This window comes from Carboxydocella sp. ULO1 (assembly GCF_002049255.1).
Taxonomy (GTDB): Bacteria; Bacillota.
Map to the genome: position 1 here is coordinate 1 of NZ_BDLQ01000008.1, position 19,493 is coordinate 19,493.

Consider the following 19,493-nt stretch of genomic DNA (forward strand, 5'->3'; position numbering starts at 1 on the left):
GCTCCCTCACGGCTCCGCTCGACTTGCATGTGTTAGGCACGCCGCCAGCGTTCATCCTGAGCCAGGATCAAACTCTCCGAATATATCTCGAAAAGTTTTCATCCGAAATTAATAGAAACTCGAAACTGACGAGTCCGTTTTACGGTGTAGAACATCCTGTTCAGTTTTCAAGGATCTGTTCTTTTCGGTTGATTATAGGCTTCGCATTACTGCGTCATCTGCTCCTTCGCCATCCTCGACGTACCTCCAGTACGCCTCCGGTGGCTCCGTCGCAGCTTCCTTGTACTACTAGCCTCTAATCAACCTCAGTATTGTCGCTTTCCTGTTCGAACTTCGTACCTCGAACTTCGAACTTCGCATCAGCGACGTTAGTTATAATATCACATCGGCAGCGTTTTTGTCAACAACCAGTTTTTATTTTTCTCGCGCCCTGCAGTGCTGTCTGCCGGGCGCTTGCTTATATTAACACATCTTAAATTCATCTGTCAACACCTTTTTATGATTTTTTTTAGCCTTGTTTCTCCCTCACCATTTAGCAGTATATCCAATAACTCGTGTTCCTTTATCCAGTAACAGCAGCTGTCTTCTTCATCAATTACACACACCAGATTGTATCCGCCTGCCCGCAATTTTTCCACCAGTTCTAGTACCGTTAACTGCGAACCTGCTACCAGCACCTGGCCTTCTGCCAGCATGAGATTTTGCTCGATTCGGTGTCTTTCCAGAAGCGTTCTCCAGATTAAATAGGGTGTAGAGGCTTTTTCCTTCCGAGCTGTATATAGAAGAAAAAAGGCCACCAAAAAGAAATCCAGACCGGTTATGCCCAGATAAAGGCCAACCAGGCCCAGTAGCATAAGGCTCAAAGCCAGTCCACTGCTGAGATATAACGTCAGTTCAGTTGCCCGTTTCAATCCTAATTTTGTGGCCAGTAGTGCCCGGTGGATTCTCCCCCCATCCAGGGGTAAAGCAGGCAAAAGATTAAATACCAGCAACAATACATTAATTCGCCAGAAGTATTGCAGGCCAGGCCAATCATAGTCCACCCCCTGGGGTAAACCCAGCTTTTGGCCTGCGAAGAACAGAATCAGCAAGTTAAAATTAAAGGCTGGCCCGGCAGCAGCTATTATAATATCAGTAAATGGCTTAAGCTCCAGAGGGCCTTCCAGGCGTGCCACTCCACCTACCGGCAACAGCTCTATCTCTCTGACTCGAATCCCCAGCAGCCTTGCTACGAGAGCATGGGCCAGCTCATGGCCTGTTACCAGCAAAAAAACCAGCAAAGCCTTGTACAACAGCCCGGTAAAAAAATAGAAGGCCAGGAGGGCCAGAAACCAGGGATTGATCCTGAAGCGCATCTGTATCCCTCCCGGCTAGATGTTGTCTTTCCCCAGTTTCTCCAGGGGGTCAATTACCTGCCCTTTCTCAGAAAGCTCAAAATGCAAATGGGGCGTATCGGCCACCCCGCTTTGACCCACTGTGCCGATGACCTGGCCTGCCTCTACCCTGTCTCCCATTTTTACCTTGATTTCATCCAGATGGGCATAATAACTGCTCCAGATCTCATCGTGTTTGATCATTACATATTTGCCATAAACCCTGTCCTCGCCGGTTTTAGTGACAGTACCGGCCAGAACAGACTTCACTTCCGTCCCTGTCGGAGCCAGAATATCTATCCCCTGGTGGAATCTGGGATAATCACTGTTGGGCTCCATCACCCAGCCAAATTTTTTGCTGATCTGACCGGAAAGGGGAAGCACAAAGGTTTGGTTGCTTACGGCCGGTTTAGTCTCCTCAGGTTTGGTAGTTAGGGCAGTTAATGCCGGCCATTCGTTAAATTCACCGCTTAGCACCACCTTGACGATGCGCCCCAGTACTGGTTCCAGTTCAGTATCAGTGTTAAGCAGATACCTGATAGCTGCACTAGCACTCTGACTGAGGGGATCCTGCCGGTCATTAACTCCGATGGCTACAGCAAAAATCAGGAGGGCCAGTATCGATTGAATTAAAAGCCTGTTGGCCAGCAAACGCTGGTACCAGGGACGCTGCGGACCAAAACCGCCGCTCCAGGTGAAAATACCAGAGCTTCTGCGCCCTGGCGGTTGCCGGTAATAGCGTTCCTCCGGGCGGGCCCAGTAGAACTTTTCCCTTTCCTCTATTTCTTCCTGCCAGCCCTGTTCATTGCGTTTATAGCGCATAAACAAGCACCCCCATCTTCATTTCACAATAATGAATATGGGGGCCAGTCCTGTTTTATTACAATTTTTGCAGGTCACGGGCAATTTGCAGTAAAGTCTGCCAGCCCAGGGTCGTTGTAGTCCCATCAGCCTGTGCCGCTTGTTCCGCCAAATAGCGAAGATCTATTGACTTGAGACCGGGGCGCTGGTTTACGGCAATGGCCCTGGCAGCCTGTCTGAGTTCTTCTCCGACTGCCCTGAGAATAACTTGCCCTTCCGGCCACAGGCCAATCCGTTGCAAAATGAGCAAATTATGATAGATGCTTTCCACGGTATCAAACCAGAGCTGCCAGTGGTCATCTCCCAGCAGTTTTTGTTCCATTTCCCGCCGATTTTCCTGCCAGAAACGCCAGGTGCTGCTGATTTTCTCCCCCAGCTGGCGCCATTGTTTCCACCCGGCTTCTTCTCCTTGCCCTGTTGTAGTTGCCAGCTGCTGCACAAGTTCTGCCATCTCCAGTAATACTTCACTCAACCGGGTGCGTACCACTTTCTCCAGGCGTGGTGGCCATAACAGGGCATTGACCAGCCAGGCTACAAAAATACCCATCATAGTATCGAGAAATCTTCCCCAGGCAAAAAGCCAGGGGTGAGTAGCCTGTTCCAGCACTACTGCTGTTAGAACTATCCCGGCTATGCTGATGGATTCCACCAGCCCCAGGAGATTACAGAGATAAATGGTCACCAGCAGCCCCAGGCCCAGGGCCCAGGGAGTGCTGCCCAGGCTGATGGCAGCCAGCGCCCCCGTAATGGCACCTACCACTGTTCCCAGCAGGCGGTTGATGCCCGCATCCAGGGAACTGCCCAGAGTTGATTGCATGACGACAATAACAGCGATTACCGCATAAAAAGGATAATCCAGATGAAAAATTCGGGCTACAACCATCGTCAGCGCTGCAGCTATTGCTGTTTTAATAATCCGTTTACCGATCACTGTTTCGCCTCCAGGTACTTGATCATTTCTGCCATTTCCTTTTCCGTTAACGGGATGACAGGCATCATCCCCTGAGACTGCCCGCTCCCGGAAAGTTTGGCTTTCAGCCCGGCAGCACCATTGCGCTGATAGGCTTCTCGCAAATCAGGGCCAATTTCCCCTCCTGTCCCGTCCAAACGATGGCAGAGTAAACATTGCTTATCGCGAAAAATAGCAGGTATTTGCTGGTTTTCCGTCTCAGCCGTCCTATCTTTGCCCTGCAGCAACCCTTGCTCCAGGAAGTACTCCATCAGCCTCTGGGCCTCTTCTTCCCCCAGGGGTACACTCACCATCAGCTGGTTGGCTGGCCTTTTCAACAATTGCTTGAGCCGCTGCGGTGTGTAATCCCGCAAAAGCTGGGAAAGATCGGGAGCTATCTCTCCCCCCTGACCCTGCCAGCGATGACAGTTCAGGCAAAAGTGTTCCAGCACCTCTCTGCCATCCTTGAAGGAAGGAGTTTGGGGCCGGACCATGGCTTTCAGTTCCAATCCCTGGTACAGCTGCCAGCCAATAGCCCCCAGGGGCAAGAGGGACAGAATCAGCATGGCCAGACCGAAGATCTGTTTTCTATCTTTCCCGAACAAAGCAAATCCAAGAAAAACCAGGCTGTTTAATAGTACAATGGCCAGGGAAAGCAGGGCCAGTTGCAGAAAAAGGGTATTACTCATGTTCCCACCTCCCGGCCAGGCGTATTACAGTCCCCTGTCCTGGTTCACTTTCAATGGTAAATTCCAGTCCGGCTTCTGCTGCCCGCTCTGCCATAATGGAAAGCCCGTAGGAGTTGGCTCCGGTCTGCTCCAGGTCAAAGCCCTGGCCATTATCAGCCAGCATCAACCACCAGCGCTGTTCCGCACAGCCCAGGCTGATATCCACCCGGCTGGCCCGGGCATGTTTGGCCACGTTATGCAGGGCTTCCTGCACAATCCGTACCACCTGTTGATAGGCTTTCGCCGGCAGCCGGGGTTCTTGGCCGGAATGATGGAGCTCCACTTGCAGGCCGTGACGGCGGCCAAATTCCTGCCCATAGGAACGGAGAAAGGTCAAAAGTCCCTGGGTTGCATTAGTTGCTTTTAAGCTCCAGATAAAACTGCGCACTTCCTGCCAGAGGTCTTCTACTACCCCTACCAGTTCCGCAATCTCTGCCGCCGCCTCCTGGTGCCCCTCTAGAGGCAGGCATCGTCCCAGCTGATTCAACCTGATTTTGATATAAGCCAGTCCCTGCGCAATGCCATCGTGCATCTCCCTGGCTATTCGCAATCTTTCCCCGGCCAGGGCATTTGCTTCCTCATCCTGCCGCAGGCGCAGGTTATCCAGCAACAGGGCCAGGTTTCCTGACAGGGCCTGGATCACATAGGAACTTTCCCGTCCCGGCATCTGCTGCCAGCGGGCCACCAGCACCCCCTGTACTTTACCCCGGCTGAACAGGGGAAACAGTTCATATGTTGCTTCCTCAGCCGGCCACTGCCGGACCTGATTGGTTTCCGCTGCCCGCCAGACCTGAGGCCAGAGGCTGTCCCAGCTCTGCCAGCTATCCTGTTCAGGCAGCACCAGCCAGTTCCAGTTATCATCTTCCATTTTACCAGCTACCGCCAGCCCGGAGCAACCGGCCAGGGCCGCAAAATCCGCCAGCAGGCCGGCCAGCTGCTGATTTAGCTGACTATAGGTCAAGAGCTGCTGGCTTAAGGAGGCCAGCTGTGCTGTCAGTCGGTTTTTTTCCTCCAGCCGCTTTAAAAACCAGGCAATCAAGGCCAGCACCATCAGAGAGGAAACTAATCCCAGAACAGCTAGAACCAGGAGGCGTTCCCGGCGGTTTTTACTTGCCTGGCTGGCATCCAGCTGGATTTTGAGAGCAGCAATGGGAAAATGCCCCACATGCAGAGGGGCAATCAGCTCCTGCTGTCTCCAGGTGCTGCTGCCAGATTTCAAATCCATCAGTTCCAAAGTTGATACCGGCCGGCCGATCTGAGTGCGGTCCGTCGCCGCCACCACAAAATATTTTCCGTGAATGGGTGCCAGGAGCTGGATCTCCCTCAGTTCCGGATTCAGCTCCTGCAGGGAACGGAACAGCTGGTTATAACGGACTGTTTCCCGTAAATCCGCTTCCGTATTAACCTCAGCATCAATGGCCCGTACCAGGCCCAGCAGCTGGCTTTCCCGCTGCTTGCTTTCCCCTTCACCCCAGAGAATATTGATGAGGGCAAGAATAGTCCCCTGTATAATCAGAATACCAGCAGCTGTCAATAGTAATATGCGTTTCTTAGTAGTCATAAAAAACCCCCCTCAGGCAGTAATTCCTGCCCAGGGGGAAAAATCCTTTTGCCAGATTGAGAATAGTCCAAAAATAGTCCAATCGGACCGGTTAGAAGGTCAGCAGATAAATGAGGCGCAGGGCATGTTCAATTTCATCATTCATAATCCGGAAGAAAATATCCCGCAAATAATAGTTATGAGTTGCGAGATACAGTTCCCGATAAAATTCCACTGCGTCCGTTTCCGCTTTCAGGCGCGGCCGCAGGGCTTCCGTATATTCCCCTACCTGGGGCGGCTGGGGTTCAGGGGGTGGATTCATTCCCGTCAGTTCTTTGTAAACCATTTCCAGAGTGTGAGCGTGACAGTGCTCATCCCTGGCCATGTTTTTAATAATCTGTCTGGCCTCATCGGTAGGAGCTTTTTCTGCCAGCTGGTCATAGTACATGCCATCGGTGTGTTCCATTTTTATGGCTTCATAAATTTTTGTTGCCAGTTCATGGTATTCATGACAACCCATTGCAGGATACATAGGATAAGCCTCCTCTCAAAATCTTCGGCTAATCCAGTGTATCCCTTTTGGTTTTCTTGCGTGTCACCCTTTTAAAAAATAGGCAAAAGCCCAGGTATCATGTTATAATTTCCTTACTGGTAGCTGCATTAAATCCTGGCGCCGCACATCCCAGGGCCTGACACTGCCCTGCTGGCGACTGGCCCGAATTTGAGCTAGAGGCAGTTCCGCGATCAGGATCTGTTCCAGGCCAGGCTGACCTTCAGCCTGGATGCCCCGGGGTGGAAAACCGAGATCACAGGGGGTAAGCAGAGCCGCCCGGCCATGATGCTGTTCCAAACCCGGCACTTCCGGTAAAAAACCAATGGTAGGGCTGGCCACCACCCCTAGCTGCAATTCCACTGCCCTGGCCTGCAGACAGTAGCGCACGCGCCAGAAACCGGCCTCATCTTCCGTACAGTAGGGGCAACAGAGCAAGTCGGCCCCAGCCTCAGCCAGCGCTGCTGCAACTGTGGGAAACTCACTGTCATAACAAATCATCACTCCCACGGTGGCGTCTGGCAGGCTGGCCAGTACCAGCTCCTCTCCCGCAGTCAATTGCCAGTATTCCTGCTCCCAGGGAGTCAGGTGCAGTTTGGCCTGGGTCAATAGCCCTTTACCGGGTACAGCCAAATGGCAGACATTATAAAAGGCCTGTCCCTGGCGTTCTATCTGGCTGCCGGAAATGATCGCAATCTGATAAGCCTCGGCCAGGGTTTGCACCAGCTGGCGAAAGGGTTGGCTGTATTCTGCCCAGTGAAAGGGCAGGTCCCGTTCCTGTTTCAGGTTATGCCGGGCCAGTAAGCCCCCGGTTACATATTCCGGAAACACCACCAGCCGGGCCCCGCTCTGGGCAGCAAAAGCTATCGTCTGACTATACTTTTTCTCAAACTCAGCCCAGGTTAATGGCTGCATCAACCACTGTACTGCTGCGATTTTCACCGTTCTTTCCCCTTTACTTTAAAACTAAGGAGGCAGGTAGCATGAAACTAACCCGTCTGGTCCCTACTGACCAGGGCTTTCGCCCGCTCGTGATTCGCAATTACACCCTGGCTGATATTCCCCAGCTGATCGACATCCAGCGGGAGTGTTTCCCGCCCCCTTTTCCCTCGGAACTGTGGTGGAATGAAGAGCAATTGACCAATCATGTCACTATCTTTCCCGCAGGCGCCCTCTGTGCGGAAATCGATGGCCAGCTGGTAGGGTCCATGACCGCCGTTCGCACCATGTTTGACCCCGACCAGCCGGAAAACTGGGCCACTGCTACTGACCAGGGCTATATCAAAGGCGCCTTTCATCCCCAGGGTAACGCCCTGTATGTAGTGGATATCAGTGTCCGCCCCGGCTGGCGCAAAGCGGGAATTGGCCGGGCCCTGATGGAAGCCATGTATGCCACCGTGGTTCACCTTGGGGTAGAGAGGCTGGTGGGAGGTGGCCGCCTGCCTGGTTATCATCACTACCAGGACCAGCTTAGTGCCCGGGAGTATATCGACCAGGTGCTGGCAGGAAAAATTGCCGACCCGGTCATCACTTTTCTCCTTAAATGTGGCCGTACTCCCCTGGCCCTGGTCCCCGACTATCTAGAAGATGATGAATCAGGCAATTACGGCCTGTTAATGGAATGGCGTAACCCCTTCCTCCAGACCTAAAACAGGATTTTTTGCCGGCGCATATAAATACTCTGCAAAATTCCTATACCCAGCATATTGGCCAGGAGATTGCTGCCCCCATAGCTGAAAAAGGGCAGCGGTATACCGGTGATGGGCATGATGGAAATAGTCATGCCCACATTTTCCAAAATATGAAAGAGGTACATGGATACGACCCCGGCTGCCATGGTCACTCCGTAAATATCCCGGGCCTGGGCAGCAATGCGCAGGCCCCGGAATACCAGTAAAAAGAGAAGGATCAACAACCCTGCTGCCCCGACAAAGCCCAGCTCTTCCCCCACCACAGAAAAAATGAAATCGGTGTGCTGTTCCGGCAGAAAATTGAGCTGGTTCTGGGTGCCCTGATAAAGCCCCTTGCCCCATAAACCGCCGGAGCCAATAGCGATCTGGCTCTGCCGTACATGGTAACCAGCTCCCACCGGATCCAGGTCAGGATTGATGAATATAATCAAACGCTTGAGCTGGTAGTCTTTCAGCGGCAGGTGGATATAACCCTGCAGATGGGCCCACACTCCCCCGATAGCCAGAGTCAGACCGGTGATGATGATAATAACCAGCAGCAGCGGTCTGGTGCCGGCTGCATACAACATGCCCAGGGTAATGGCAATAAACACCAGGGCTGTTCCCAGGTCAGGCTGGGCCAGGATCAGCAACATGGGAATCCCGACATGGATAGCCACCGGCAACAGGTCCCGGAAGCTGTTGAGCTGCCCCTGTTTGCGCGCCAGCAAATTGGACAGAGTTATAATAATAAAGATTTTGGCAAATTCAGAAGGCTGAACGGCCACTGAACCAAACCCCAGCCAGGACTGGGCCCCGCCTCCCACTTTCCCGGCTATCTCCACCAGTAAAAGGAGAAGCAGGTTAAGACCATAAAGGTACTTGCTCATCCGCAGCAAATCCTCATAATGAATGGTCATCATCACCAGCAGGGCTACTGTACTGATAATCGCCCAGATCGCCTGTCTTTCCACATACAGATAGGGGTTATTACCCCCGCCCTGGGTGACATGGGTGGCGCTGGAAATAATAACCAGACCATAAATGATAATAGCATAAACTACTGCCAGCAGCACAAAATCGACATTTTTCCACAACCGTCTATCCAAAGTTTTTTACCTCCAGCTTCACTACTATCCTGTATATTTATTCCCTGAATCCCAGTTTATCATTTTTTTTAGCCAAAAAAAAGAGAAAGAGCGCTTATTCAGCGCCCACTACAGCTCCCCGTTTCATTCTCTTGACCGGAATATTGGCCACCAGAGCCACTGTGTTGTCCGGAGTGTTTTCAAAAGCCACTTCCAGGGCCTGTTCATCGATATCCACATACTTGGTGATCACCTGAATCAGGTCGGTTTTGAGGGCTTCCAGCATCTGAGGGGAAATGCTGGCCCGGTCATGTACCAGCACCAGTTGCAGGCGCTGCTTGGCAACATCCTTGCTGGCAGCGGTTTCCCTTCCAAACAGTTTATTGATAAAGTCAAACACTCTCTTTCCCCCTCTCCGCCTGGCCTATTTCATCCCGATTAATTTCTTCAGTCTGCTCATCAAGCCTTCATTTTCTTCCAAATTCATCAATGGCACATCTTCACCCAGAATCCGCCTGACGATATTGCGATAGGCCTGTCCGGCCCTGGAATTGGGATCAGTTACGGCCGGTTCGCCCCGGTTGGTGGAAACAATGATGCTTTCATCATCAGGCACCACGCCCAGCAGCTTAATGGCCAGGATATCCAGCATATCTTCGATGGAAATCATGTCCCCGGCCTTGACCATTTTGGGCCGCATCCGGTTAATAATCAATTCCGGTTCCCGCAAATTATGAGCTTCCAGCATGCCAATAATGCGATCTGCATCCCGGACTGCCGAAACTTCAGGGTTTGTGACTACAATCGCTTTCTCAGCTCCGGCAATAGCGTTCTTGAAGCCTTGTTCAATTCCAGCCGGGCAGTCGATAATAACATAATCGAATTCCTCTTTCAGTTCTGCGGTCAGGGCCCGCATCTGCTGTTCATTAACAGCGGTCTTATCCTTGGTTTGAGCGGCAGGCAACAGATAGAGGTTCTCGAAGCGCTTGTCCTTGATCAGGGCCTGCTTTAACTTGCATTGGCCTGTTACCACATCGACAATATCATAAACGATGCGGTTTTCCAGGCCCATCACAACATCCAGGTTACGCAAACCGATATCGGTATCCACCAGTACCACCTTTTTGCCAACAGCTGCCAGTCCAGTACCGATGTTGGCCGTTGTCGTAGTTTTCCCTACTCCGCCCTTACCGGAGGTGATGACTATTACTTCGCCCATCCCTGTTCCTCCTCACTGGTATTTTAGCGTTTGAATTCCCGATTTGGCTGGTACTGTTCAATCACAACCCGCCCATCCCTGATATAGGCCATTTCCGGGACTGTCGGTTCCGGATAGTTTTCATCAGGAGCACGGGTAATCTGATCAGCAATGCGCAACTGGGTAGGCATCAGTCGAAAGGCAGTAACCACTGCCGATTGATCCCCCCGGGACCCGGCATGGACCACTCCCCGCAGGGTGCCCATGACCGCTATATCACCAGTAGCGATGATTTCTGCTCCCGGGTTGACATCGCCGATTACCACCACATTGCCATCATAATTGATTTTCTGACCGGAACGCAAGGTGCGATGAATCAACATTGTCGGCCTGCTGGCTTCCGAACCCAGATTAATATTGGAATCAAGCCTGTTGTTCCGGAAATTGAATTCCCGCATGTGAACCGTCCTTCCCCAAGATGTTCCCTCCTGGACATAACTTAAATTCTCCAAATAGCTAATAATTCCTGCCAGTGGAAGCCAAAAAAATTTCTTACTCTTCCGCACTGGTTCCGCCTTTTTTCAACATTTCCTGCGGGACCTTGAAATAGGCTGCCAGTACATCCCGGGCCACCACCCCGGCAGAAGTACCGCCATGGCCGCCATGTTCAATTATAGCGGCAACAGCGATTTCCGGCTTGTCGTAAGGGGCAAAGCCAACAAAGAGGCCATGATTGTCCTTGCCGAAAACCTGGGCGGTTCCGGTCTTACCAGCTACCTTCACCGGGAAACCGGCGAAGCGGCCAGCTGCCGTACCGCCAGGCTGGGTTACAGCCAGCATGCCCTGGCGCAACAGGGAAAGGGTTTTATCCGAGACATTGACTTTGCGAATCAGTTCCGGTTTAAATTCCTTGAGAGTGCGGCCGGAATGGTCAACTATTTTTTTGACCAGCTGCGGACGATAGAGATAACCGCCATTGGCAATGGCTGCTACATAATTGGCCAGCTGCAGGGGAGTATACTGGTTCGACCCCTGCCCGATAGCCATATTCAGAGTATCATAGGCATGCCAGGCGGTATTGTACTCCAACTCTGCCTGGTAAGAGCGATCCAGCCGCTTTTTATCCTTTTCCTTCTGTTTCAGGATTTTGTCCTTTTCTTCCTCGGTTTTAGCCTGAGCCAGTTTGTTTTTGTACTTTTCCTCCAGTTCGGCATAGAGAGCATCATAACGCCATTTCAGCAAGCGAGTATTCAGAGCCTTTTTCCATTCCTCAGTAGGTACAGTCCCGCTGGATTCCCCCGGCAGAGTAATGCCTGTTTTTTCTCCCAGTCCGAATTCTTTGGCATAGCGGGCGATCTGGTCATTGCCCGCCGCCAGCCCCGCCGTAAAAAAGAAGGTATTGCAGGAAACCTGGATGGCCTTTTTCAAATCCACCCGGCCATGGCCGGAAATTTGCCAGCATTTGAATTTGCGATTGCCCAGCTGGTAATAGCCGGGGTCATAAACAGAAAAGCCGGGACCAATGCTGCCGGTTTCCAGGGCTGCAGCTGCAGTCACCATTTTAAAGGTAGAACCAGGAGCAAAAGGGGAAATGGCCCGGTTAAGCAAAGGCGGAAAAGGCAGTTTGTCGGAAAAGGTTGTTTCCCATTCCTCTTTGGAAATCGGCCGGTTAAAGCGATTGGGGTCAAAGGAAGGTTTGCTGGCCATAGCCAGCACTTCCCCGGTGCGAACATTCAGCACCACTACCGCCCCGCCTTTGGCATCAGGAAATTCCCGCTGAACCTGGGCCATGGTGCGGATCAGGGATTCTTCCGCTACCTTCTGCAACTGGCTGTCAATGGTGAGGATAAGGTTATTCCCTGGCACCGGCTCCACTACGCCCAGATCGCGGACGGGCCGCATACGGGCATCCACTTCCACCTGGCGGGCGCCATCTTTGCCATGTAATTCCGTTTCAAACCAGCGTTCAATACCGGTAATACCCAGTTTATCATTTAATTTGTAGTCTTCTTCCGGATACTGTTCAATCATTTTTTGCAAAAATTCCTGACTGGGCTGGCGTACATAGCCCAGAACATGGGAAAGGAAATCCCCGTAAACATATTCCCGCTGGGGTTTGACCTCCACAATTACTCCCGGCAGCTCCATGCGCCTTTCTTCAATTTTGGTGACTACCTCCAGGGGCACATCTTCTGCAATCGGAACCGGAACATATTTTTTCGGTTGTTGCTTGACCAGATTTTCTATATCTTCTGCTTTCCTGCCCAGCAATGAAGCCAGCCGGCGAAAAACCTCTTCCTGGTCCTCTTTTTTCAAATCCACCAGGGCAACAGAAATATTAAAAGAAGGCCGGCTTCTGGCCAGAACTTTGCCATTACGGTCCATGATTTCCCCTCTGGCCGCCGTGACAGTGGCCAGCTGGATACGGTTGGACTGGGCCATCAAGGTGTATTTTTCCTGCTCGATCAATTGCATGTAGGCCAGCCGGGAAAGCAAAACCACAAAAATGATCCCGGCTATGGCCTGCATGACCCCCATCCGTTTCTCAATCCCTTTCATAGTCATGGCACCGTTCCTCCATCATCAATACTCCCTGGGCTTTAACCATCCCGTACGGGCTGAACGGGCAAAGGGCCGATAAAAAAGCCAGGCAAAAAAGGCCGTATAGCTGGCCCTTAATAAACTATCAATGAGTGTACCTGTTCCCCAGGCATCCGCTGGATAAAAAGGGGAAACTCCGATTAACAGAATCAGGTCATTGAAAAGGGCACCAAAAAAAACAAAAGCAGCCGGAATAAAGGAAATCTCTTTGTAAATTATCTGATCCAGTTCACCGACAAAATAGGCAGTCAGCCACTTGGCCAGAGCCGACAGACCGATAAAATAGCCAAAAAGCATATCCTGTAATAACCCGGCCAGCAGGCCAAACCAGGCCCCCCGCCGGCGGCCATGGTATAAGGCAACAAAAACCGTCAAAATCAGGACAAAATCAGGCCCGCTTCCATAAAAACCCAGAAAAGGCCAGAGGGATTTTTCCGCCAGCAATCCGGCCAGCAAGGACAAGAGCAGCACTAACCAGCCTGCCAACGCCATCAGCGCCGCCCCCTTACCACAAAGACCTCTTCCAGACGCAAAAAATCAGCATGGGGCTTGATCAGGGCATACTTGAAAAGCCCATCCCCGGCAGGTTTTACCTCGGTAATGGTACCAATAGGCAGCCCGGGGGGCAAATCACTGCCCAGGCCGGAAGTAATAACTTCCTGGCGGGGGAAAACAGGGGCATCTTTGGGCAGGTAAATCATGCGCAGCCAGTCAGAGCGTTCCCCTGCACCTTCTACGACACCAGGCACCCGGTTGCCCTGAATCAGGGCTCCGATAGCGCTGCGCCGGTCCAGCAGCAGCGTAACGGTAGCGGTATGTTCGGTAACCTCAGTGATTCTGCCTACCAGGCCATAGGTGCTGACTACGGCCATGCCCGGCTTGATACCATCTGCACTGCCCCGGTTGAGCATGGCCCAGCTGAACCAGCGATTGGGTTCGCGGGCAATGATATTGGCAGCCAGCAGGTCCAGGCTTTTTCCCTGCTGCCGGGCAAAACCCAGAGCTTCCCGCAAACGAACATTTTGATACTCCATTTCTCTCAGTTCCAGTACCTTTTTCTTCAATTCCGCATTTTCCTGTTTCAAACGGCGATTTTCCTCTACCAGCAGTTCCCAATCGGTAAACCGCTCACCAACAGAGACAGCCCCCCTGGTCAGGGAGGCAATGCCTGCTTGCAAAGGAGCCACCGCATCGCGCCACCAGCGTTCTAATGCCGTCAACTGGGTTCGATCGGTTGCCGTCCATTTATTCAGGAACAACAATGCCAGCACAAGCAACAGGGCCAGGAATCCCCATCCCCTGCGTCTATTCTGCCTCAAACTATTCACCTGCCTTGCCCAGCTTTAGCCACGATCCAGCACCCGGCGCCAGGTATCCAGATTTTCCAGGCACTTACCTGTACCCATGGCAATAGCAGCCAGGGGCTCTTCGGCAATATGCACCGGCATGCCGGTCTGTTCGCTGACCAGCCGATCCAGCCCTTTGAGCAGCGCCCCGCCACCTGCCATCATAATACCCCGGTCCATGATATCCGCTGCCAGTTCGGGGGGAGTTTTTTCCAGGGTAAATTTAATAGCTTCCAGGATAGCTGTTACCGGCTCCGCCAGGGCCCGGGCTATTTCTTCAGAAGTAACCAGGACATTTTTGGGCAAACCGGTAACCAGGTCCCGGCCTCGCACTTCATAGGTCTCCGTCTTGCCTGTGGGATAGCAATTGCCGATATTGATCTTGATTTCTTCCGCTGTGCGTTCACCAATAGCCAGATTATAGGTGCGTTTGATGTGAGCCATGATAGCCTCATCCATCTCATCACCGCCAATGCGGATGGAGCGGCTGGTGACAATCCCTCCTAAGGAGATCACCGCCACATCAGTTGTCCCACCCCCGATATCCACCACCATATTGCCGGTAGGTTCTTCCACCGGCAAACCGGCCCCAATGGCCGCTGCCATGGGTTCTTCAATCAGGTAGGCCTCCCTGGCCCCGGCCTGCAGAGCCGCTTCTTTGACCGCCCTTCTCTCCACCGGTGTCACCCCGGAAGGGATACTGACCACAACCCGGGGGCGCACCAGGCTGGCTTTGCGCTTCAGCGCCTTGTTCATAAAATGGCGCAGCATCTCCCGGGTAATGTCATAATCGGCAATGACTCCGTCTTTCATGGGGCGAATAGCAACAATATTCCCCGGCGTCCGGCCAATCATCTGCTTGGCCTCTAAGCCCACAGCCAGAACTTTGCCTGTCTCCTTCTGGATGGCTACCACCGAAGGTTCCCGCAGCACGATCCCTTTGCCGCGCACATGCACCAGTGAGTTGGCAGTCCCCAAATCTATACCCATATCTCTGGAAAATAAGCCGAATACCATTTTTCCGTCTCCTTTCTAACTGCCTAGCAACCCTTCTTCTTTCAGGCTACAGTATTTATTATCCCCGATGATGATATGATCTAATATGACTATGTCCAGAAGCCGTCCCGCCTGCATCAATTGCCTGGTTAAATGGATGTCCTCTGTACTGGGCCGTGGGTCACCACTGGGGTGATTATGGACCAGGATTAAGGCCACGGCATTTTTGCGCAAAGCCTGTTTGAACAAGGCTCGCGGGTCTGCCAGGGCCCTGGTCATGCCACCAATGGACAATTCATCAATCCCCAGCACCCGGTTTCTCACATCCAGCAGGATCACCCGAAAATGTTCCTTTTCCAGGGCTGCCATCTCAGCCATAACCAGATCAGCGGCATCCTCAGGTCCGCTGATTACAGGTAAACGGCTGGAGGGAGCAGTAGCTACCCGGCGTCCCAGCTCAAAAGCAGCGCAAATCAGCGCCCCTTTGGCCGGGCCAATACCAGGTAAATGCAGAATGTCCTCCACCGTTTTTTTGGCCAGATTTTTTATCCCTCCGGCCTCAGCCAGCAGCCGGTGGGCCAGCTGCAAGGCCGACTCCCCTTCAACTCCGGTGCGTAAGAGAATAGCCAGCAGTTCCGCATCACTGAGGACCCGCGGACCTTGCTGGAGCAAACGCTCCCGCGGCCTTTGCTCCGGGGGTAAATGACGCATGGAAAGATTTTTCATGGCGGTCACCTCTTTTGTTTTTGTCCCGGCAAACCGGGCGGTGCCCGCTCAGCTCAAAATCCGCCAGCCTGCCTGCCGCAATAACTGCATGGTTTTGACCAGCGGCAAGCCGACTACATTGTAATAGCAACCATTGATTCTATCCACCAGTAAGCTGCCCAGACCCTGGATACCATAAGCACCGGCCTTGTCCAGCGGCTCGCCAGTGGCCACATAGGCCCTGATTTCGGCAGCCGTCAGTGGTCGAAAAGCCACTTCTGTTACTGCATAATCGCTATAACAGCAATCTCCATCAGCCCGCAACAACACCACTCCCGTCATGACCTGATGAGTGCGCCCGGATAAAAACTGTAACATCACCTCAGCCTCCCTGGCGCTTGCGGGTTTGCCCAGAACCTGTCCCTCTAAAACTACCACTGTATCTGCCGCCAGTATGTACAGATCAGCAGGCCGCTCGGGCAATTGCTCTTGCACCGCCTGCGCCTTTCTCCTGGCCAGGTCCTGAATGGCACTGGCCAGAGGCTGAGTGGAATCCAGAGTTTCATCAATATCGGCAGTAAGGACCTGAAAATCCAGGCCCAATAGCTTTAGCAGCTGCTGTCTTCTGGGTGAAGCTGATGCCAGAACCAGTTTCACTGTATCCCTCCTACAGCTTGCGATAAGCCATATAGGCCAGAAGGGCTCCTAACAGGGTAGCGATGGAAATGCGCAATTGCAGGCCCAGGGTAATTCTGGCAAAGGATAAATCCAGGGTAGTGGTGGGAAAACCGATGGATTGACTGATATTCAGGAAAGAGAGATATTCCCCCAGAATGGCACCTAAAGCGGTGCCCAGCAGGGACCCGACGATTATCAATAAAAACAGCAGCCAGGGGCTGCCCGGGCCATTTCCCTTGTATCCCACTTGATCCCGCCTCCTCTGAACAAAAGTTTATCATTAAGTAAAAAAAAGAGCAAGGGACAGCCCCTTGCCTTTCTCACTTTTTATCCCAGCAGGTGTTTGGCCGGAATCCCGGGCCTGGTCATCTCATAGGGATTCAGAATTGCTTCCAGTTCTGCCTCCGTCAGCAATCCCTGTTCTAAAATCAGCTCCCTGACCGGCCGTCCGCTGTTAATGGCCTCCCGGGCCAGACGGCTGGCTACCTCATAGCCCAGGTGAGGATTGATAGCAGTAATAATGCCCACACTGTTTTCCACCAGCTGCCGGCAGCGCTCTTCATTGGCGGTAATGCCTGCTATACACTTGTCCCGGAACACCTGCATGCCATTGCGGAGAATATCCAGGCTTTGCAGAAGATTGAAAATCAGCACTGGCATCATTACATTCAGTTCCAGCTGACCCGCCTCCGCCGCCCGGGCAATGGTGACATCATTGCCATTGACCTGAAAAGCAATCTGGTTAATTACTTCGGCCATAACCGGATTGACTTTGCCTGGCATGATAGACGAACCCGGTTGCCGGGGAGGAAGATTGATTTCACCCAGACCCGCCCGGGGACCTGAGGCCATCAGCCGCAGGTCATTGGCAATCTTGGAAAGATTGCCGGCCAGAGTCTTTAAGTCCCCGGACAGCTCTACATAAGCATCGGTGTTCTGGGTAGCATCCACCAGGTCTTCGGCATTGCGCAAGGGCAGGCCGGTGATTTCAGCCAGGATCTCCACTGAGCGCCGAATGTACTCCGGATCAGCATTTAGCCCGGTGCCCACAGCAGTCGCACCCAGATTCACTTCCAGCAGGTTCTCCAGGGCCCGTTCGATCCGGATTTGGTCCCGGCGCAACATACGGGCCCAGGCCCCAAACTCCTGCCCCAGCCGGATGGGCACCGCATCCTGTAAATGGGTACGACCCATTTTCAGCACATGGTCAAACTCCCGGGCCTTGGCTGCGATGGCTTCTATCAGTTGCTCCAGGGCCTCCAGTGTCCCCTGGGCCAGCCGGTAGGCCGCAATGCGGAAGGCCGTAGGCACCACATCATTGGTGCTCTGGGCCATGTTAACATGGATATTGGGGTGAACCAGACTATACTGCCCCTTGTTACCGCCCAGGATTTCAATGGCCCGGTTGGCAATAACTTCATTGGCATTCATATTCAGAGATGTACCGGCTCCACCCTGAATCACATCCACCACGAACCATTCCTGCCACTGTCCGGCCCTGATTTCCCTGCAGGCCTGGCAGATGGCATCTGCTACCCTGCCAGGCAGGGCACCGATTTCGGCATTGGCTCTGGCGGCTGCCTCTTTTACCGCAGCCAGAGCCACGATCAGTTCCCGGTGAGGCCGATAGCCGGTAATAGGGAAGTTCTCCAGAGCCCGGGCTGTTTGCACTCCATAGTAAGCTTCAGCCGGGATTGCCATTTCTCCTAAAAAATCTTTTTCCATTCTGTATTGCATAATCACGCCTCCGCCCTGTCTATGTATTTTGTATACATATACAGGCATTCGACAAATTTAGGCTTTTTCCTGCTTACTGGTCTAATAATTTCCTTATTACTCAGTGATGGGTACCTTCCACAACCCTGACGCCCTGGCCCAGAATGCCTTCCTTGATAATCTGCTTGAAAGGGCATTTGGGATAATCGCCATCCATCAGCATACAGGAACTGAGGTGAACCACATCCAGGCCATAATCCTTGAGTTTCTTGACCAGACGATAAACCCGGCGGCCGGAACAACCGCCACAGGTAAAGACGCCAATCAATTCGGCCTCAGGCCCATATTGCTCAAAATGCACTTTCCGCTTATTCCAGGCATTCATGCAACCTACACCGGGACAGGTTTCGGAAACAATATCACAGCGTACGATCGCAACTTTAGTCGGTTTCGGCTCCCCGGGTTTGGGCTCTTCATCCACTCCCGCCAGGAACTTTTCCCGGGCCGCCTTAACTTCTGCTTCGGTAATAGTACCAATACCATGTTTCTTGCAATATTCCTCGACCGCCTTTCGGGCCATGGGGCGTACGAAAAAGGGCACTTTCTCCAGGGCTGCTTCTGCTTCTTTAGTCCAGTTCATTTTGTCATCTCCTCTCCATCTACCTTGTAAGCTACAATAATCAAGTCTTTTGCTTTCAGCTCCTGATATGGTTTGCCCTGATAATCTCCATACAGCTCAATCCGGGTAAAACCCTGAGAACGAAAAACCGGTAGCAGTTCCCGGGCCAACCAGCCCCGCAAGCGGGTAGTCTCTACCTGTTGCTGCCAGCTCCCCCCCTGTTGCCTTAAGACCACCAGATTAAAATCCAGGTAGTTTTCCGGCAGGAAATCATAGAAGCGCAAAAAAAGCCTCTCTCCCTCCTGGGTTTTGCGGCTGACTGGAGCCAGGAAGCGCTCAGCCTCACTGAATATCCGCTGGTAGTTGAGCAGCTGGACCACCGCTACTCCTCCGGATTTTAATACCAGAGCGAAATCCCCGATAGTCTGTTCCAGCTGGGGGCGCTCCAGCACATGCGGCAGGCTGTTTCCCAGGCATAAAAGAGCGTCAAACTTCTCTTCCCCGAACTGGCATGCCAGCTCACCAAGGCGCAGCTGATAAAACTTCAGGTTGGGCCAGCGTTCAGCCCTGGTACTGGCAATGGCCACCATTTCCGGACTGGCATCAGTACCAGTAACCTCCCAGCCCAGTTCCGCCAGGGCCAGACCATGGTTACCTGTGCCACAGGCAGCATCGATGACCTTTTTGCCAGCCTGTTTTTGTAAAACGCCAGTAAGAAAAGGCAATTCCCGGGACAGCCGGGAAGGCCAGTCCACCATCAGATCATATTCCTCACTCAGGTTACGGTAGAAATCCTGCCGCTCTTGCATGGGCTTTCACTCCTATCCGGTTACTAAGTTCATTATACCGCTGTAGCTGTCATTAGTATGTGACCG

Annotated in this window: 22 protein-coding genes and 1 rRNA gene; 1 reads left to right on the forward strand and 22 read right to left on the reverse strand. The window is 52.7% G+C overall.

The window, feature by feature from the left end; genetic code table 11:
- The 8 genes from ULO1_RS01755 to ULO1_RS01790 form a co-directional block, all read right to left on the reverse strand.
- Positions 1-83: ribosomal RNA gene (locus tag ULO1_RS01755) — 16S ribosomal RNA — on the reverse strand; the annotation flags it as partial.
- 402 nt (positions 84-485) lie between these two features.
- A complete protein-coding gene (locus ULO1_RS01760) occupies positions 486-1,355 on the reverse strand; it encodes a M50 family metallopeptidase (RefSeq protein WP_079906127.1) in 870 nt (289 codons plus the stop codon).
- Positions 1,356-1,370: 15 nt separating this feature from the next.
- Complete coding sequence (locus ULO1_RS01765; RefSeq protein ID WP_079932865.1) at positions 1,371-2,195, reverse strand: M23 family metallopeptidase; 825 nt, start codon at positions 2,193-2,195, stop codon at positions 1,371-1,373.
- A gap of 58 nt (positions 2,196-2,253) precedes the next feature.
- Positions 2,254-3,165, reverse strand: a complete 912-nt coding sequence (locus tag ULO1_RS01770; protein WP_079906125.1) for an aromatic acid exporter family protein — start codon at positions 3,163-3,165, stop codon at positions 2,254-2,256.
- Positions 3,162-3,872 (reverse strand): cytochrome c, encoded by a 711-nt coding sequence (locus tag ULO1_RS01775; protein ID WP_079906124.1) that lies wholly within the window; start codon positions 3,870-3,872, stop codon positions 3,162-3,164. The genes ULO1_RS01770 and ULO1_RS01775 overlap by 4 nt, the downstream gene beginning before the upstream one ends.
- Positions 3,865-5,472 (reverse strand): sensor histidine kinase, encoded by a 1,608-nt coding sequence (locus ULO1_RS01780; protein WP_078666362.1) that lies wholly within the window; start codon positions 5,470-5,472, stop codon positions 3,865-3,867. The genes ULO1_RS01775 and ULO1_RS01780 overlap by 8 nt, the downstream gene beginning before the upstream one ends.
- A 91-nt stretch (positions 5,473-5,563) precedes the next feature.
- Positions 5,564-5,983 (reverse strand): ferritin family protein, encoded by a 420-nt coding sequence (locus tag ULO1_RS01785; RefSeq protein ID WP_079932866.1) that lies wholly within the window; start codon positions 5,981-5,983, stop codon positions 5,564-5,566.
- Between the two features lie 102 nt (positions 5,984-6,085).
- Complete coding sequence (locus ULO1_RS01790; RefSeq protein ID WP_079932867.1) at positions 6,086-6,943, reverse strand: nitrilase-related carbon-nitrogen hydrolase; 858 nt, start codon at positions 6,941-6,943, stop codon at positions 6,086-6,088.
- Between the two features lie 41 nt (positions 6,944-6,984).
- Between ULO1_RS01790 and ULO1_RS01795 the strand changes: the two genes are divergently transcribed.
- Entirely contained in the window at positions 6,985-7,650 is a 666-nt protein-coding gene (locus ULO1_RS01795; protein WP_078666365.1) for a GNAT family N-acetyltransferase, read from the forward strand.
- Here the strand turns inward: ULO1_RS01795 and rodA are convergent.
- From rodA to ULO1_RS01865, 14 genes are all read right to left on the reverse strand, one after another.
- On the reverse strand, positions 7,647-8,780 hold the full coding sequence (rodA, locus tag ULO1_RS01800) for a rod shape-determining protein RodA (RefSeq protein WP_079906121.1): 1,134 nt from the start codon (positions 8,778-8,780) through the stop codon (positions 7,647-7,649). The two genes, ULO1_RS01795 and rodA, sit on opposite strands and share 4 nt — an antisense overlap.
- Before the next feature lie 94 nt (positions 8,781-8,874).
- A complete protein-coding gene (gene minE, locus ULO1_RS01805) occupies positions 8,875-9,159 on the reverse strand; it encodes a cell division topological specificity factor MinE (RefSeq protein ID WP_078666367.1) in 285 nt (94 codons plus the stop codon).
- A gap of 24 nt (positions 9,160-9,183) precedes the next feature.
- Entirely contained in the window at positions 9,184-9,978 is a 795-nt protein-coding gene (minD, locus tag ULO1_RS01810; protein WP_078666368.1) for a septum site-determining protein MinD, read from the reverse strand.
- A gap of 23 nt (positions 9,979-10,001) precedes the next feature.
- Positions 10,002-10,415 (reverse strand): septum site-determining protein MinC, encoded by a 414-nt coding sequence (gene minC / locus ULO1_RS01815; RefSeq protein WP_078666369.1) that lies wholly within the window; start codon positions 10,413-10,415, stop codon positions 10,002-10,004.
- A 94-nt stretch (positions 10,416-10,509) separates the two neighbouring features.
- Entirely contained in the window at positions 10,510-12,522 is a 2,013-nt protein-coding gene (gene mrdA / locus ULO1_RS01820; RefSeq protein WP_078666370.1) for a penicillin-binding protein 2, read from the reverse strand.
- An 18-nt stretch (positions 12,523-12,540) separates the two neighbouring features.
- A complete protein-coding gene (mreD, locus tag ULO1_RS01825) occupies positions 12,541-13,050 on the reverse strand; it encodes a rod shape-determining protein MreD (protein ID WP_079906119.1) in 510 nt (169 codons plus the stop codon).
- Positions 13,050-13,877 carry a rod shape-determining protein MreC gene (mreC, locus tag ULO1_RS01830; protein ID WP_159071920.1) on the reverse strand — a complete coding sequence of 276 codons (828 nt, stop codon included), beginning with the start codon at positions 13,875-13,877 and terminating at the stop codon, positions 13,050-13,052. The genes mreD and mreC overlap by 1 nt, the downstream gene beginning before the upstream one ends.
- 24 nt (positions 13,878-13,901) lie before the next feature.
- Positions 13,902-14,921 (reverse strand): rod shape-determining protein, encoded by a 1,020-nt coding sequence (locus tag ULO1_RS01835; RefSeq protein ID WP_078666373.1) that lies wholly within the window; start codon positions 14,919-14,921, stop codon positions 13,902-13,904.
- A 15-nt stretch (positions 14,922-14,936) separates the two neighbouring features.
- On the reverse strand, positions 14,937-15,626 hold the full coding sequence (radC, locus tag ULO1_RS01840; protein ID WP_078666374.1) for a DNA repair protein RadC: 690 nt from the start codon (positions 15,624-15,626) through the stop codon (positions 14,937-14,939).
- Positions 15,627-15,674: 48 nt separating this feature from the next.
- Positions 15,675-16,262: a nucleoside triphosphate pyrophosphatase gene (locus ULO1_RS01845; RefSeq protein WP_079906117.1), complete on the reverse strand. Its 588-nt coding sequence runs from the start codon at positions 16,260-16,262 to the stop codon at positions 15,675-15,677.
- A 10-nt stretch (positions 16,263-16,272) separates the two neighbouring features.
- Positions 16,273-16,530, reverse strand: coding sequence for a DUF4321 domain-containing protein (locus tag ULO1_RS01850; RefSeq protein WP_078666376.1), 258 nt, complete (start codon positions 16,528-16,530; stop codon positions 16,273-16,275).
- Between the two features lie 80 nt (positions 16,531-16,610).
- Positions 16,611-18,020, reverse strand: coding sequence for an aspartate ammonia-lyase (aspA, locus tag ULO1_RS01855; protein ID WP_079906116.1), 1,410 nt, complete (start codon positions 18,018-18,020; stop codon positions 16,611-16,613).
- 100 nt (positions 18,021-18,120) lie between these two features.
- Positions 18,121-18,639: a CGGC domain-containing protein gene (locus ULO1_RS01860; protein WP_078666378.1), complete on the reverse strand. Its 519-nt coding sequence runs from the start codon at positions 18,637-18,639 to the stop codon at positions 18,121-18,123.
- Positions 18,636-19,427: a bifunctional 2-polyprenyl-6-hydroxyphenol methylase/3-demethylubiquinol 3-O-methyltransferase UbiG gene (locus tag ULO1_RS01865; RefSeq protein WP_079932868.1), complete on the reverse strand. Its 792-nt coding sequence runs from the start codon at positions 19,425-19,427 to the stop codon at positions 18,636-18,638. The genes ULO1_RS01860 and ULO1_RS01865 overlap by 4 nt, the downstream gene beginning before the upstream one ends.
- Positions 19,428-19,493 lie beyond the last annotated feature (66 nt).

What these genes read in the sequence shown, in the direction of transcription:
- ULO1_RS01760 (WP_079906127.1), bottom strand. Translation starts at nt 1,355, where the DNA reads ATGCGCTTCAGGATCAATCCCTGGTTTCTGGCCCTCCTGGCCTTCTAT.
- ULO1_RS01765 (WP_079932865.1), bottom strand. Translation starts at nt 2,195, where the DNA reads ATGCGCTATAAACGCAATGAACAGGGCTGGCAGGAAGAAATAGAGGAA.
- ULO1_RS01775 (WP_079906124.1), bottom strand. Translation starts at nt 3,872, where the DNA reads ATGAGTAATACCCTTTTTCTGCAACTGGCCCTGCTTTCCCTGGCCATT.
- ULO1_RS01780 (WP_078666362.1), bottom strand. Translation starts at nt 5,472, where the DNA reads ATGACTACTAAGAAACGCATATTACTATTGACAGCTGCTGGTATTCTG.
- ULO1_RS01785 (WP_079932866.1), bottom strand. Translation starts at nt 5,983, where the DNA reads ATGTATCCTGCAATGGGTTGTCATGAATACCATGAACTGGCAACAAAA.
- ULO1_RS01795 (WP_078666365.1), top strand. Translation starts at nt 6,985, where the DNA reads ATGAAACTAACCCGTCTGGTCCCTACTGACCAGGGCTTTCGCCCGCTC.
- minD (WP_078666368.1), bottom strand. Translation starts at nt 9,978, where the DNA reads ATGGGCGAAGTAATAGTCATCACCTCCGGTAAGGGCGGAGTAGGGAAA.
- minC (WP_078666369.1), bottom strand. Translation starts at nt 10,415, where the DNA reads ATGCGGGAATTCAATTTCCGGAACAACAGGCTTGATTCCAATATTAAT.
- mrdA (WP_078666370.1), bottom strand. Translation starts at nt 12,522, where the DNA reads ATGACTATGAAAGGGATTGAGAAACGGATGGGGGTCATGCAGGCCATA.
- mreD (WP_079906119.1), bottom strand. Translation starts at nt 13,050, where the DNA reads ATGGCGTTGGCAGGCTGGTTAGTGCTGCTCTTGTCCTTGCTGGCCGGA.
- ULO1_RS01835 (WP_078666373.1), bottom strand. Translation starts at nt 14,921, where the DNA reads ATGGTATTCGGCTTATTTTCCAGAGATATGGGTATAGATTTGGGGACT.
- radC (WP_078666374.1), bottom strand. Translation starts at nt 15,626, where the DNA reads ATGAAAAATCTTTCCATGCGTCATTTACCCCCGGAGCAAAGGCCGCGG.
- aspA (WP_079906116.1), bottom strand. Translation starts at nt 18,020, where the DNA reads ATGCAATACAGAATGGAAAAAGATTTTTTAGGAGAAATGGCAATCCCG.
- ULO1_RS01860 (WP_078666378.1), bottom strand. Translation starts at nt 18,639, where the DNA reads ATGAACTGGACTAAAGAAGCAGAAGCAGCCCTGGAGAAAGTGCCCTTT.
- ULO1_RS01865 (WP_079932868.1), bottom strand. Translation starts at nt 19,427, where the DNA reads ATGCAAGAGCGGCAGGATTTCTACCGTAACCTGAGTGAGGAATATGAT.